The organism is Devosia sp. A16 (assembly GCF_001402915.1).
Classification (GTDB): domain Bacteria; phylum Pseudomonadota; class Alphaproteobacteria; order Rhizobiales; family Devosiaceae; genus Devosia_A.
Genome location: NZ_CP012945.1, coordinates 2,789,652 through 2,803,893, shown reverse-complemented (window position 1 = coordinate 2,803,893; position 14,242 = coordinate 2,789,652). Strand labels below are relative to the sequence as shown.

The window sequence follows — 14,242 nt, the reverse complement described above, 5'->3', positions numbered from 1 at the left end:
CGGTACCTAGTGATGCGCGCCCGAGCCTAGGGGCTCAATCGCATAGCAGCAACGCGCACCGGCTTCCCTTCTCCCCTTGAGGGAGAAGGTGGCGCGCAGCGCCGGATGAGGGGTCCGCGCAACGACGTGTAGCGCGCTCCGAGCGGAGCGAGGAGCGACTGAGAACGCGGAGAGATACCCCTCATCCGCCCTTCGGGCACCTCGCGGCGAGGGCGAACGCCCTCGCCCGCTGACCACAAGGGGAGAAGGCAATCGCTGCACCGTCAGCCCTTCTTCTTCACTTGGGCTTGGGCATCGGCAACGCCGCCGCAGTCATCCGCACCAGTTCGCCCATCCACTCCGCATCGTCCCAGCGCTCCCCGTCGATCCGAAAACTCGGCCTGGCGCCGCTGTAAGCCGGCTGCTCATCCACCGCCTCGCCGAGAAACGCCCGCCCCTCCGCCGTCGGCTTCAAGAAGAACTGGTCGTCACAGACCAGCGCAACGATCTTGCCGTCGCAGTAGAGGCCGTACTCACCGAACATCTTTCGGGCGGAGACGGAGCCGGCTGAGGCGAGCTGCTCGAGGAGGTAGTCGATGGTGGAGGGTTGGGTGGACATGAGGCGTGCTGAGGGGCAGGGGGCTAGTAGTAGCTTATGCATCCGCTTCCAAGCCGCTCAACGCTGCTATCAAGGCCTGAAAGCTCGGCGACTTGTTCCGCGCCGGAACCACTCTTGGCGCAATATTTTCCGCCCACTCGTGCTTAACGGCACCAACAGCTTGGTATCCCAGCTTTCTTAATGCCCTTGAGCCCCCCGGATACACGACGTCAGCCAATTTCTCCCAAGTTCCACAGATTGAATCTGGAACATACGTGCCCAATTCTTGTCGATCTGCCTTGGAATATGCTTCTATAACAGCATCCTCGTCGGACAATAGCCATGCCTCCCCTTCTTCAATCGCAAGGCAAATAAGCGCGTGCGGCTTGGGATTGCACGAATCAACTAACCCTCTGATTTCCGCTTCGAACGAAGCCTTCGGTCGGTCATCAAGGTCGCAAACCAACACAACGACACGAGTATACTCTGGCGGGTCGCCTGCAAACGCTCGCCCATATCCCCTCAGTAGCCGAGGAAGTTGGTCCAACAGGATTCTTTTAGCCGCATCGCTTGCGGGTTTGAGACCCGCCGGCAGTCGGCCAATTCCTCGAAAGGAGTGGATCGTGAACGTCCAGTCGGGCCGAGTTACCTTCGGCAGAAGCGCTTGGAGCGCCGTCGCACCCGATGCATCTTCGACAAGAACTTCCAAGTGGATCATACTATGCGTCCAGATAATCGCTGTACCACAGACTCCCCAAGGGCAGGCCTTCCGACACCATCTCTCGGACTACATCGTTGTCGCTCGCTCGCGAGATGGTTGAGAACCCGTCAGTCCCCTTCTCCATTACCCACACCTCTTCCGGGTTCAGCGCATCGACAAAATATGGTTGGTGCGTTGTCACAAATACCTGCGACGAGCTTCGGCGACCAACTGTATGCTGTCTGAACTCTTCAGCCAGAGTTTGCAGTAACTTATGGTACAACCCGTTCTCAGGCTCTTCGATGCACAGGAACGGCGGAGGGTCCGGATCCTCTAGCAGCAACAAATAGGCAAATACCTTGAGCGTTCCATCAGACATTTGCTGAGCGAAGAATGGATCTCTGAATCCTCTATCATTGAATCTAAGCAACAATCTTCCATCTTCAGTCTTGTGGGTGTCTATCTTTCGCACCCCAGGTATCTTAGAAGATATTCTGGACAAAATTTCTCTGAACAATTTCGGGTGCTCGCGCTCCATAAACTGGACTACGTTTCCCAGATTATCCCCATGCACATTCAAATGGCGCTGGGGCCCAGCCATCGGCAAGCCGCGAGCAGCGTCAGGCGCGAAATAGCTTAGATGCCACCCCTCAATGAATCTTCGAAACGCGGAGATTCTCGGGTGCTGCATCAGCGACCCGAGGGTTGAAATTCCGAGTCTTCGTATATCGTCGAGCCTAACTACTTCAGTCTCAGCCCGCTCTTCTGTGGCAGTGTCGCCATCAATGCTGAGTATCAGGTCATCAAGAGTCAGTTCTCTTTCGGATTCTTGGACACCTACCTCCTCCCCTTTCCAAACGACTCCCTGCCCCTCGTTCAAGATTAAGAATGAGAAAGGCCAGCCCGACGATTGTCCCTTTCTGCGCTGCCTGAGGCGCTCTCTGGCAACGTACGGCCGTCCGGTGCGATCAACGTCTATTTTTACTTCGTACGTAATTGGACGCGACTGGACATCCTCTTTGTAGTAGATATTGAATTCTATCGGATCCTTAACACCTTGCGATCGAATACGTTCGAAGCCGCCGCGCCCCCGGGCATCGCAAGCTTCCTCCACCCCGAGTCTTAAGCAGTCGGACAAAAATCCAAAAGAATCAAACAAGGTACTCTTGCCAACCCCATTCTTCCCGATCACGGCGGTGAGTGGGCTCAGCGGATCTTGCTCGCGCCGGTTCCATAGGCGGCCCAACGTTACGTCTCTTAGTGCGCGGTAGTTACGCACTCTAAATCCTTCGATGCGTGCCACGTCACATCCTCATTAGGGTACAGGCTCGGCGGTCGCCCCAGAGTGCGACATCCTGCATGTAGATCGATCACGTTCAAGGGACATCGGCATCTCTCATTCCGCATCCATCCCCGCCCCTAATGCGTTCCTCCTGCTCCAACAACCAAGGAGCAGTGTCATGTCGAACCTTTCGGGTATCCGCGAGCACATGGAAGTCATCGGCGCCGATGGGGTGCATGTGGGGATTGTGGATCGGGTCGAGGGTGGGCGGATCAAGCTCACCAGGGCTGAGGCGCCGGGTGGCAGCCATGAGGGGCATCACCATTATGTGCCGGGAATCCTCGTTGCCGCCGTCGAGGGCGACAAGGTGAGGCTGTCGGCCGACGCGGCCAATGCCGAACTGTTCGAGGAAGAGCAGGACGGCAAGACCCGTCATTGAGGCGGCGCGCCGGTCACCCTCCCCCTCGCGGGGAGGGTAGCGCAGCCGGGAGCAAAGCGACCTGGTGGAGCTTGGGTGGGGGGCGCGGCGAGTTCGATTTGTCGTCTAGTGCCCTGGCCGGAACTGCCCAGATTGAGCGCGCTTCACCCGCCACCCTTGATCCCTTCCCGCGAGGGGGAGGGAGACGACTTCGGCATTCGAACGCTTGGCTGCCCCTCACCCTGGCCCTCTCCCCAGAGGGGCGAGGGGACGCACTTTGCTCCGCCGGTGCCAGGGGAGCGGACAGGCCCCCGCCCCACACGTCGTGACACCCACGTCATCAAGCCCGTCGAAACGGCGACGTTGCGCTTGCTGCGCTTCCGTTCGCTCCGCAACTGTGCCATTGCCATGGCATACTGATTATTCTTTTGCGGTGGGCTCCAATGAAGACTTTGCTTCTGCTCGCGGCGGGCGCTTCGGCGCTGGCCGTCTCCTCGGCTTCGGCGGCCGATCTCATCATCGATACCCCGGTCGAGGCCGGTGTGGTCGAGGCCAGCGGCAACTGGGACGGCGCCTTTATCGGCGTGTTCGGTTGGCTATGCGTGGGGCGCGTACAACGTCGATGGGGATGCGGTTCCGGACTGGTTCCCCGAACCGGCGGGCTGGCTGCTTGGTGTCAATGGCGGCGTCAACTTCACGCTCGACAACGGCATCGTGCTGGGTGTGGCTGGCGACATCGCCTGGGCCGACGTCACCGATACGGTGACCCAGCTGGGGCTGGGCAGCGCCACCGCGACGATCGACTGGATGGGTTCGCTGAGCGGCCGCATCGGTTTCGACGGCGGCACCTTCCTGCCCTACCTGACGGCAGGCCTGGCCGTGGCGCACAGCAGCATCGAGTTCACGCCACTGCTTGGCCCAGGTTTTGCTGACGATGCCACGCATGTGGGCTGGACGGTTGGTGCTGGCGTCGAGTTCACCGCCACTGAGAACCTGTCGGTCGACCTGGCCTACCGCTACAGTGATTACGGCGATGCCGACTACACCCTCGGTGCCGCCCCACCCAGCTCGTTGGGCCTCACCGCTCACCAGGTTACGGTTGGTCTCAACTGGGGCTTCTGATCCCCGCGGTCGGCTCTCGCCGATCCGCACCGGGGCAGCATTTGCTGACCCCGTCGACAATCCGATGTCGCGGGCGGCTTCAGCCGCCCGCTGTCGTTTCGGGCTACCAGAGGTTGCGCCCGTCGATGACGTTCACCGGCAGCGACTGCATCAGGTCGTAGTCGTCGAGAATCTTGACGTTGATGGCGAACTTCTTCCGCTCCGGCACGGTCGTGTCCTCAAGCGAATAATCCGGGCTGACGCCGTAGGTGGTGCAGCCGCAGCGGGTGCAGAAGTGGTGCTCGTGCAGCGGGCTCACCGGCGAGTACACGGCGCCGAACGTGTCGGAGACGATGCGCGGGCGATCGACATCGTAGTAGGCCCAGAGGCCGCCGGATTTCGTGCACCAGGTGCAGGTGCATTGGGTCGCCTCGGTCGGCGCCTCGGGCAGCTCGATGCGGGTGCCGCCGCAGTAACAGGTGGCGATGGTGGTCATCTCGGGGTCTCCTTGTCTGGTCACGACAAGGTTTGCCGCGGGGCTGCTGACAAGGGCTGTCAGGAGTGTGCAACGCGCCACGATGTCAGCCGGGCAGATTGGCGAACTTGCTACCGGACAGCACCCCAAACTCGGTGTCATCCCAGCGAAAGCTGGGATCCAACTCACAGCCCGCGCAGGTGGATGGATGGGTCCCAGCTTTCGCTGGGATGACAACCGGTGGGTGGGGCACCACAAAGGCAAGGGGCCGGCGATTTCCCGCCGGCCCCCGTGTTCGTGTCGAATAGCGCTCAGCCCGGGAAGCTCGGCTTGGCCGGGAGTTCCTGCTTCAGGAAGGCCGGGACCACTGCCTTCATGATCTCGACATTGGCCGGGTTGAAGAAGACGTTGATGTGGCTGGTGCCGGGGAGGACCAGCAGCTGGGTCTTGGGCAGGCCGAGCATGTCGCCGTTGACGATGCCGCCGGCCGCCTGGTGGTGCTTGGCGATATAGTCGAGCCCGACGATATCGGCATCACCGTAGATATAGAGCGAGGGCACGCTGATCTTGGCGAACTCGGCCGACCAGTCGAAGGGCGTGAGATCGAGCTGCTTCAGCTTTTCGACCAGCACCGGGAAGTGCTCGGGATGCGGGTTGAGACGCTTGTATTCGGTTTCGAACGGGGTGCCGGCGAACATCTCGGGGGTGATGGTGTCGATCATCTTCATGAAGTCGGGCCCCATGGTCTCCTCGTCATATTTGTAGCCGGCCGAGGCGGCGACGATGCGGGTGACCTTTTCGGGATGATCGATGGCGAAGCGGATGGCGACGCCGCCGCCCATCGAGAAGCCGAACAGAGCGGCCTTGTCGATCTTCAGTTCGTCGAGCAGCGCCGCCACGTCGTTCGACATCCCCTCATAGGTGATCGGGGTATCGCGATCGCTGGTGTGGCCGTGGCTCTGCAGCTCGACGGCGATCACCTTGTGCTCCTTGGCGAGGGTGGGGATCAGTCCGGCCCAGTTGCTCTCGATCGACATATAAGCGCCGTGCAGCAGCACGATCGGCTCGCCCTCGCCATGCACCTCGTAGTACATGTCGAGGCCGTTGATCCTGGCGGTTTCGGCCTGGGCGGCGCCGGCAAAGCCGAGGGCAAGGGCGGCGGCAAGAAGGGCGGTCTTCATGATGTCTCTCCTGTTGTCGTCGGCGCGTCCCTCGCGCCTTCTGACTTCACGACGAGCGGTGGAAACGGGAATCGACAGGGGCGACGAAAAAACTTCGGCGCGATTTGAGCGTTCTCCTCCACAGGGTTAGGTTTGGCCATGTTCGAGCATTTCGTTGCCGCACAGGACGCAGTCTATGCCCAGGTGCTGGCCGAGCTCCGCGCCGGGCGGAAACAGACGCACTGGATGTGGTTCATCTTCCCGCAGCTCACGGCCCTCGGCCGCAGCGCCACGGCCTTGCGGTACGGCATCGCCGATATCGAGGAGGCCCGGGCGTATCTCATGCATCCGGTGCTGGGGGCGCGGCTCCGTGAGTGCACCGAGAGCGTCGCGGCGATGACCGGCAAGACAGCGCACGAGATCTTCGGCTCGCCCGATGACATGAAGCTCCGCTCGTCGATGACGCTGTTCGCGCATGCGGCGGAGGACGCAGCGCCGTTCCGGCGGGTGCTGGAGCGGTACTATGGTGGGGTGGAGGATGCGGTGACGGTGGGCATCATTGGCCAGTGAGCCACTGCGACACGACCCAAACTCGATGTCATCCCAGCGAAAGCTGGGACCCAACTCACCTCCCGCGCCAGCCGATAGATGGGTCCCAGCTTTCGCTGGGATGACAGCCGGTGGGTAGGTGATATCAGGGCCACCATTTGGTGACCCGATGCCCTACCCCTCGGCTTCCAGCGCCGCGATCAGTTCGATTTCGCTCTCGTAATTGCCGAGTTCGGCGAGCGCCGTTTCCAGCATGGCGACGCGGCGCTTGATGGTGCGGTGCTGTTCGGCCTTGGCAGCCACCTGGGCGTCGAGCCGTTCGGCGAAGAGGTTGCGGTCGTCGTCGGTGCGGCGGATGCGGGCGCGCAGCGTTTGCAGGGCGCCGATCTCGGTATCGGTGCGGGTGAGCGACAGCCGCGCGTCGACCAGGCCGGTCTCGACGGCGGCCGCCATCTGGGCGATGAAATCGACGTTCTCGAGTTTCAGCCGGGTGGCGATGGCGGTTTCGACCGCGGCATCGAACATGTCGGCGAGGATCGCCGCCACCTCGCGGCGATAGCTGGTCACCGCCTCGTCGTCGATGATGCCGGTCTCGTCGAACAGCCGGCGCGAGTCGGGATCGGAGAGGAGGCCAAAGGCCCGCACCACAACGACAAAATGCTCCGGGTCGCCGCCCCGGTCGGGGTGGGCGACCTGCACTTTGCGGCGGTAGGCCTGCTTGATGTCGGCGGGGCGAGCGGTCTTGCCGACGCCCAGCACCTCATAGGGATCGAACACAGTCATCGCGCTGGCTCATAGCAGGTCGGCGCCAGAGGTTGAAGCCAAGGGTAGCGGCGGCAGGGAAATCTGCCTATATCCCCCGATATGTCCCCCACTGTTCCGACCGCTCCGCTCCGCCCGTTCTCCGCCATTGTCTTCGATATGGATGGCACGCTCCTCGATACCGAGATGGTGTTCAAGGAGATCGTGTGGGATGTGAGCACCGAACTGGGCTTCGAAATGACCGAGGCGGTGCACCACGCGATGGTCGGCTCCAGCCACGAGACCACCAACCGGCTGCTGGTCGAAGCCTATGGCGTCAGTTTCCCCTACACGCTGTTCGACGAGAAGTGCCGGGTGCTGATGAAGGCCAAGATGAACGAGGCCGTGCCGGTGAAGAGCGGCGTGCATGAACTGCTCGCCGAGCTCAAGGCGCGGCGCATCCCGGCGGCGGTCGCCACATCGTCGCGCTCGGCCCACGCGCTTGGGCACCTCGGCGGCGCCGGCATCCTCGAAAAGTTCGAGACGGTGGTGACTCGCGACGACGTGACCAACCCCAAGCCGCATCCCGAGCCCTACCTGATGGCGGCCAGGCGGTTGGGGATCGAGCCGAGCCTCTGTATTGCGGTGGAAGACTCCCATACCGGGGTCCGCGCCGCGCATGCGGCGGGGCTGCAGACCATCATGGTGCCCGATATCGTCGCCCCCTCCGACGAGATCAGCGCACTCTGCGTGGCGGTGATGCACAGTCTCCACGACCTCAGGACTGCGGCATTCACGAAGGCCTGACCGGCCCACAAGTTCACTCGGAATCGACAGGTTAATTCTCGCGCTCGTCAGGGCGTGAGAACCTGTGTCGTTCGGGCAACGAATCGGATCGATTAACTTTTATCGATTGCCGCAACGCCCCCTTACCCATCTCCAAATCTCAGCAAAATCAGGGCTTTCCCGGCGACGGGAGAGCCGTTAACCTCAAATTAGGAACCTAACATTCATGGTTAAGTAACTGTAAATTCTGGGTTCCATCGTTGCCCAAGCTCGGCTACGTTCGGGTCAGGGTAACTAGACAACTGGGGCTGCCTCGGGGGCGGCATCGGGGGAAGGTAGGCGGATTGCGAGCAGGGTCGATCGCACCAGCGATGCGTGTTCTAACGCATGCATTGGCGTTCGCCGCGGCAGCCTTGGTGCTGCTGATCACGTTTGCTCCGTCCTCCGCTGAAGAACTCGCCAACGAGACCGTGGTTCCGGCCGCCATCACCCAGAACGTGGCGATGAAGCGCGAGCAGTTCCACGCCGGCGCCCAGCCGCAGCTGACCAACGAGCTGCTGCAGGCCTATGTCGATCGCCGCCAGCAGCTCAGCAATTTCGAAGGCTTCGACGTTCCGGCGCCGCAGGCGGAGCTCACCGAAGCGGTGCTGATGGGCTATATCGCCAAGCGGCAGAACCAGGCGCTGGACGCCATCGAGAGCGTCGATATCTCCGACAAGCCGGCGCTCACCACTGCCGTGCTCTCCAGCTATGCGAAGGCCGACTTCGTGCCGACCACCAAGCGGGTGAAGCTGGCGGAAGGCGAAAAGCTCTGCCTCGCCCAGGCGATCTACCACGAAGCGCGCGGCGAAAGCCGCGAGGGCCAGCTGGCGGTCGCCAACGTCATCATCAACCGGGCGATGAGCAAGAAATATCCCTCGACCATTTGTGGCGTGGTGTTCCAGAACGCCGACAAGGGTCGCTACAAGTGCCAGTTCACTTTCGCCTGCGACGGCCGCTCCGACATGGGGCGCGAACGCACGGCGTGGAACCGCTCGGTCAAACTGGCCGAAGACGCGTTCTACGAATTCCAGCGCGGCGAACGCCCGGGCGTGGTGCCGAACTCGGTGCTGTTCTATCACACGACGGCAGTGGCGCCGAAATGGTCCCACACCTTCAACCGCGTCGCCGCGATCGGCTCGCACGTCTTCTACTCGACGAACTGAGACTTAGCCGTTTCCAGATGAATGGGCCCTGAACGGGGCCTTTTTCATTTGGGGGGTACACCCTCGTTCATTGCTCGACCTCCCCGCCCCCACCGCTGAGGCCAACAGTCAGCGCACCCTCTCCCGTTTACGGGGGAGGGGGGATCAGCCGAAAGGCTGGTGGGAGGGGGAGCCACAGACACTGACTCTGCTCCAGCCGCGCACCGTGGATGAGTGGGGTATTGCCGACAGTCCGTGCGTGGTCATGCCGACGATCAGATCGTGGGGCTCCCCCCTCCCACCGCCTGACGGCGGCACCCTCCCCCGCAAGCGGGAGAGGGACGCTGACTGCAACGATCGAACACCCCCAAACAACAATCCCCGCTCTCGCGGGGACTGTTCACTTCCAGCACTCGCCGGCACCCTACTCCGCGGCAGCCTGGACCGGCTCGAACTTCCGATAATTCACCGCGAACAGGTCCTGCAGCTTCGCGGCGGCCGCGTCGTAGGCCGTGACGTCGGCCCAGTTGGCGCGGGGGTCCAGCGCGCGCGGGGTGACCCCTTCGACGCGCAGCGGCACCTGCATGCCGAACAGCGGCTCGGTGCGCAGTTCGGCGCGTTCGAGTTCACCCGACAGCGCCGCATCGAGCAGGCGGCGGGTGGTGGCGATGTCGATGCGTTTGCCGACGCCATAGCCGCCGCCGGTCCAGCCGGTGTTGAGCAGGTAGATGCGGGCGCCCGAGGCTTCGAGCCGCTGCTCGAGCAGCCGGCCATAGACCGTGGGGTGGAGCGGCATGAACGGCGCGCCGAAGCAGGCCGAGAAGGTGGCGACGGGCTCGGTAACGCCGCGCTCGGTGCCGGCGACCTTGGCGGTGTAGCCCGAGAGGAAGTGGAACACCGCCTGCTCGGGGGTGAGCCTGGAGATCGGGGGCAGCACGCCGAACGCATCGGCGGTGAGGAACACCACGGTGCGGGGCTTGCCGCCGACGCCGCCCGGCGCCACCGCCGGCAGGGTTTCGAGCGGATATGCGGCGCGCGTGTTCTCAGTCAGCGAGATGTCGTCGTACAGCGGCACCAGCCGGTCATCGAGCTTGAGGTTCTCGAGCACGGTGCCGAAGCGCTGCGTCGCCGCGTGGATCTGCGGCTCGGCCGAGGGGCTGAGCTTCACCGTCTTGGCGTAGCAGCCGCCCTCGAGGTTGAACACGCCGTCGGCGGTCCAGCCGTGCTCATCGTCGCCGATCAGCAGCCGCTCGGGATCATTGGACAGCGTGGTCTTGCCGGTGCCCGAGAGACCGAAGAACAACGCCACGTCGCCGTCGCGGCCGATATTGGCCGAGCAGTGCATCGGCATGGTGTCCATGAACGGGGCATGGAAGTTGAACAGCGAGAACACCGATTTCTTGATCTCGCCGGCATAGGCGGTGCCGGCGATCAAGACGAGCTTGCGGCCCATGTCGAGGGCGATCACCGTGCCGGTGCGGCTGCCATGGCGGGCCGGATCGGCGGTGAAGCTGGGGAGGTGTAGGATGGTGACGTCGGCAGCGCCCTCCACCGTTTCCGGCCGGATCAGCAGGTTGCGGATGAACAGCGCATGCCAGGCGGTCTCGGTGATGACGCTGACGCGCAACTGCTGGCGCTCGTCGGCTCCGGCCAGCAGATGCTGGCCGTGCAGCGTGCGCTCGGCAGTGGCGGCGACCATGTCGGCGAGCAGGTTTTCGAACTGCTCGGGGGCCATCGGCTGGTTGTTGTCCCACCAGACATGGTGCTCGGTGGCGGCGTCGCGAACGATGAACTTGTCCTTCACCGAGCGGCCGGTGAACACCCCGGTGGTGACGGCCAGGGCGCCGCCGGCAGCCAGCCGCCCCTCGCCCTCGGCGAGCGCGGTTTCCACCAGCGTGGGCGGCAGCTCGTCCCAGCGGACGCGCGCCAGGGCGCCGATCCGGGTCATCAGTTCGGTGTGAATTTGGTCTGCGATACGCTGCGCCATGGCCGCTACCCTCGGTCTGGAATGACCATGAGTTACGGCCGTCTCGGGCCCGCCGCCCATCCCGAAATCCGGCTTAAGACGGAAGTCCTGCGACTTCGGTTGAGTGCGGCATGCTGGCATTGATTGGCTCGGCGCCTTATTTATGTGCAATTGTGGCAGTCAATGCTCGCCACAATTGGCGGCGCGAGGTTGAATCGCACGGCCAGATCCGGATGAAAGGGAGCTCAATGCCCAAGATCGCACTGGTGGACGACGACCGCAATATTCTGACTTCGGTGTCGCTGACGCTCGAGGCCGAGGGCTATCAGGTCGCCACCTATACCGATGGGGCTTCAGGCCTCGAGGGATTGACCGCCGACCGGCCGGACCTTGCCATCCTCGATATCAAGATGCCGCGCATGGACGGCATGGAGCTGCTGCGCCGGCTGCGCCAGAAATCCGATGTGCCGGTGATCTTCCTGACGTCGAAGGACGAGGAGATCGACGAGCTATTCGGGCTGAAGATGGGCGCCGACGATTTCATCACCAAGCCGTTCAGCCAGCGCCTCCTGGTCGAGCGGGTGAAATCGGTGCTGCGCCGCGCCGCGCCTCGCGACCCGGCCGCCGCCGGAGCGACGCCGGGCGCCGAAGCGGCCCCGAGCAAGGCGCTGATCGAGCGCGGCTCCTTGGTGATGGACGAAGAGCGCCACACCTGCACCTGGAAGGGCCAGCGGGTGACGCTGACCGTCACCGAGTTCCTGATCCTCCAGGCCCTGGCGCTGCGCCCCGGCGTGGTGAAATCGCGCAATGCGCTGATGGATGCGGCCTATGACGACCAGGTCTATGTCGATGACCGCACCATCGACAGCCACATCAAGCGCCTGCGCAAGAAGTTCAAAGCCGTTGACGACGATTTCGAGATGATCGAAACGCTCTACGGTGTAGGCTACCGCTTCAAGGAGCAGTAAGAGGACAATTGGCCGTTACCGAAGAGGAGTTGCCGGGTTCCAAGCCCGCATCCGCGGAGGTCGGCATCATGCCGAAGCTCAACCGGATCGCCGGGGCCGTCGGTACGTTCGTGCTCGCAGCGATCAAGCAGATCCGGCGCCTGCTGGAACTGACGATCTTTTCCAGCCTCGCCCGCCGGATCATCGTGCTCAACCTCGCCGGCCTCGCCGTGCTGGTGATCGGCATCCTGTTCCTCAACCAGTGGCGTACCGGGCTGATCGAAGCGCGGGTGCAGAGCCTGCGCGTGCAGGGCGAAATCATCGCCGCGGCGATCGCCGGCGACGCGACGGTCGACAGCGACGTCATCACCGTCAATCCCGATCGGCTGATCGAGCTGCAGGGCAGCGAGGTGGTCTCGCCGCTCAGCTTCTTCGATCCGAGCCTCGAATTCCCGGTCAATCCCGAGCGCGTGGCGCCGCTGTTGCGCAACCTCGTGACCCCGACCCGCACCCGGGCGCGCATCTACGACCAGCAGGGGCTGCTGATCCTCGACAGCGCCAATCTCTATGCGCGCGGCGAGGTGCTCAGGCAGATCACCAAGCCGCAGGACAATGGCAGCTTCTTCCTCCTCGATTGGTGGAACGCCTTCGTCGACTGGCTGCCGGGCGACGATTACCCGCAATACCAGGAATTCGGCGCCGACGAAGGGACGCGCTACCCCGAGGTTGCGGCAGCTTTGGGCGGGGCACCGACGGCGATCGTCCGCATCGACCCTAAACGACAGCTGGTGGTGTCGGTGGCGGTGCCGATCCAGCGGGTGCGCGCCAATGTCGGCGTGCTGCTGCTCTCCACCCAGCCGGGCGACATCGACCAGATCGCCAGCGCCGAGCGCTGGGGTATCCTGAGGATCGCGCTGGTTGCCGCCACGGTGACGGTGATCCTGTCGCTGCTGCTCGCCGGCACCATTGCCGGGCCGCTGCGCCGGCTCGCGGGGGCCGCCGAGCAGGTGCATTCGACGGTCAACAGCCGCACCGAGATCCCGGATTTTTCCGACCGCACCGACGAGGTCGGGCATCTCAGTAAGGCGCTGCGCTCGATGACCTCGGCGCTCTACAACCGCATCGAAGCGATCGAGCGGTTCGCGGCCGACGTGGCGCACGAACTGAAGAACCCGCTGACTTCGCTGCGCTCGGCCGTGGAGACGCTGCCGCGAGCCCGGCGGGCCGAGGACCGCGAGCGGCTCAACGCCATCATCCAGCACGATGTGCGCCGGCTCGACCGGCTGATCTCCGACATCTCGAACGCCAGCCGGCTCGATGCCGAGCTGGCGCGGCAGAGCGCCGAGCGGGTCGACGTCGCGCAACTGGCCGACGCCATGGTGTCGATCCAGAGGGACGTTGCGGCCAACCGCAAGGTCGACGTGGTGCTGGAAAAACATGTCAGCCGCTATGTGCCGATCGTGCTCGGCCATGACAGCCGGCTGGCGCAGGTGATCAACAACCTGATCGACAACGCGGTGTCGTTTTCGCCCGAAGGCGGCAAGGTGCTGGTGGTGGTGCGCACCAGCGAGGATGCGATCACCATCACGGTCACCGATGAGGGGCCGGGCATTCGCGGCGACATCACCCGCATCTTCCAGCGCTTTTATACCGACCGGCCGGACGGCGAGCATTTCGGCGATCATTCCGGGCTCGGGCTCGCCATCTCCAAGCAGATCGTCGAGGCGCATGGCGGCAGCATCACCGCTCAGAACCGCACCGACCGGAGCGGCGCGCAGTTCACCGTGACGCTGAAGCGCGCCGCGGCCGAGAAGCGTCGGTGAGCGCAAGCCAGAACATCCACGCCACCGGACTGCTCCTCGACGGCATCGGCCTGATCCTGCGCGGTCCGTCCGGTGCAGGCAAATCGCTGCTGGCGCTCGACCTCATCGAGCAGTGGCAGGCCCGGGGCCGCCCGGCAGCACTGGTCTCGGACGATCGGGTAGTGATCGTCGCCACGGGCCGTGAGCTCAGCATGCTGGCGGCGCCCAATATCGCCGGGCTGATCGAGCTGCGGGGTCGCGGCATCGTCCGCCGGCCGTTCGTCGAGGCGGCCCCGCTGCACCTCGTCATCGACCTGGTCGAGACGCTGGAGCGCATGCTGGAGGAGGATGCGCTGGTGACCGAACTCTGCGGCATCGCCGTGGCCAGGGCCCCGGTGCCACGGGCGGGCGTGGTGGATAGCCGGCACCAGTTGCTGCTGATCGGCGAGGCGATTGCCGCCGTCAACGCCGCTGCGCCGCCGGCGCGACAAAAAACCACTTGAATCGAGGCGTTGCAGGGGCAAGACTCGCGGTTCCTACGGGAAACGCCTTGC

General features: G+C 63.8%; 15 protein-coding genes. 8 read left to right on the top strand and 7 right to left on the bottom strand.

The annotated features are described in order from the left end of the window. Positions 1-277 precede the first annotated feature (277 nt). From APS40_RS13695 to APS40_RS13690, 3 genes are read right to left on the bottom strand one after another with little or no spacing between them, the layout of a single operon-like run. On the bottom strand, positions 278-598 hold the full coding sequence (locus APS40_RS13695) for a TfoX/Sxy family protein (protein ID WP_055047583.1): 321 nt from the start codon (positions 596-598) through the stop codon (positions 278-280). A gap of 34 nt (positions 599-632) precedes the next feature. Continuing rightward, complete coding sequence (locus APS40_RS24485) at positions 633-1,295, bottom strand: DUF4276 family protein (RefSeq protein ID WP_082434396.1); 663 nt, start codon at positions 1,293-1,295, stop codon at positions 633-635. A gap of 1 nt (position 1,296) precedes the next feature. Further along, positions 1,297-2,580, bottom strand: a complete 1,284-nt coding sequence (locus APS40_RS13690; RefSeq protein WP_082434395.1) for an AAA family ATPase — start codon at positions 2,578-2,580, stop codon at positions 1,297-1,299. A 157-nt stretch (positions 2,581-2,737) separates the two neighbouring features. Here APS40_RS13690 and APS40_RS13685 point away from each other — a divergent pair, with 157 nt between their 5' ends. Beyond that, positions 2,738-2,998 carry a DUF2171 domain-containing protein gene (locus APS40_RS13685; RefSeq protein ID WP_055047582.1) on the top strand — a complete coding sequence of 87 codons (261 nt, stop codon included), beginning with the start codon at positions 2,738-2,740 and terminating at the stop codon, positions 2,996-2,998. 519 nt (positions 2,999-3,517) lie between these two features. Further along, a complete protein-coding gene (locus tag APS40_RS13680; protein ID WP_055047581.1) occupies positions 3,518-4,099 on the top strand; it encodes an outer membrane protein in 582 nt (193 codons plus the stop codon). Positions 4,100-4,202: 103 nt separating this feature from the next. Here the strand turns inward: APS40_RS13680 and APS40_RS13675 are convergent, their stop codons facing one another. Together APS40_RS13675 and APS40_RS13670 are read right to left on the bottom strand one after the other, a co-directional pair. Continuing rightward, entirely contained in the window at positions 4,203-4,574 is a 372-nt protein-coding gene (locus APS40_RS13675) for a GFA family protein (RefSeq protein WP_055047580.1), read from the bottom strand. A 290-nt stretch (positions 4,575-4,864) separates the two neighbouring features. Continuing rightward, positions 4,865-5,734 carry an alpha/beta fold hydrolase gene (locus APS40_RS13670; RefSeq protein WP_055047579.1) on the bottom strand — a complete coding sequence of 290 codons (870 nt, stop codon included), beginning with the start codon at positions 5,732-5,734 and terminating at the stop codon, positions 4,865-4,867. A gap of 138 nt (positions 5,735-5,872) precedes the next feature. Between APS40_RS13670 and APS40_RS13665 the strand changes: the two genes are divergently transcribed. Then, entirely contained in the window at positions 5,873-6,283 is a 411-nt protein-coding gene (locus APS40_RS13665; protein WP_055047578.1) for a DUF1810 domain-containing protein, read from the top strand. A 153-nt stretch (positions 6,284-6,436) separates the two neighbouring features. Here APS40_RS13665 and APS40_RS13660 read toward each other — a convergent pair whose 3' ends face one another. Next, positions 6,437-7,045, bottom strand: a complete 609-nt coding sequence (locus APS40_RS13660; protein WP_055047577.1) for a J domain-containing protein — start codon at positions 7,043-7,045, stop codon at positions 6,437-6,439. 81 nt (positions 7,046-7,126) lie between these two features. Here APS40_RS13660 and APS40_RS13655 point away from each other — a divergent pair, with 81 nt between their 5' ends. Together APS40_RS13655 and APS40_RS13650 are read left to right on the top strand one after the other, a co-directional pair. Next, positions 7,127-7,810 carry an HAD family hydrolase gene (locus APS40_RS13655; RefSeq protein ID WP_055047576.1) on the top strand — a complete coding sequence of 228 codons (684 nt, stop codon included), beginning with the start codon at positions 7,127-7,129 and terminating at the stop codon, positions 7,808-7,810. Between the two features lie 350 nt (positions 7,811-8,160). Then, entirely contained in the window at positions 8,161-8,994 is an 834-nt protein-coding gene (locus APS40_RS13650) for a cell wall hydrolase (RefSeq protein ID WP_082434393.1), read from the top strand. A 403-nt stretch (positions 8,995-9,397) separates the two neighbouring features. Here APS40_RS13650 and pckA read toward each other — a convergent pair whose 3' ends face one another. After that, positions 9,398-10,960 (bottom strand): phosphoenolpyruvate carboxykinase (ATP), encoded by a 1,563-nt coding sequence (pckA, locus tag APS40_RS13645; RefSeq protein ID WP_055047574.1) that lies wholly within the window; start codon positions 10,958-10,960, stop codon positions 9,398-9,400. A gap of 227 nt (positions 10,961-11,187) precedes the next feature. Here pckA and APS40_RS13640 point away from each other — a divergent pair, with 227 nt between their 5' ends. From APS40_RS13640 to APS40_RS13630, 3 genes are all read left to right on the top strand, one after another. Next, entirely contained in the window at positions 11,188-11,907 is a 720-nt protein-coding gene (locus APS40_RS13640) for a response regulator transcription factor (RefSeq protein WP_055047573.1), read from the top strand. Between the two features lie 68 nt (positions 11,908-11,975). After that, positions 11,976-13,709: a sensor histidine kinase gene (locus tag APS40_RS13635; protein ID WP_082434708.1), complete on the top strand. Its 1,734-nt coding sequence runs from the start codon at positions 11,976-11,978 to the stop codon at positions 13,707-13,709. Continuing rightward, entirely contained in the window at positions 13,706-14,191 is a 486-nt protein-coding gene (locus APS40_RS13630) for an HPr kinase/phosphorylase (RefSeq protein WP_055047571.1), read from the top strand. The genes APS40_RS13635 and APS40_RS13630 overlap by 4 nt, the downstream gene beginning before the upstream one ends. Positions 14,192-14,242 lie beyond the last annotated feature (51 nt).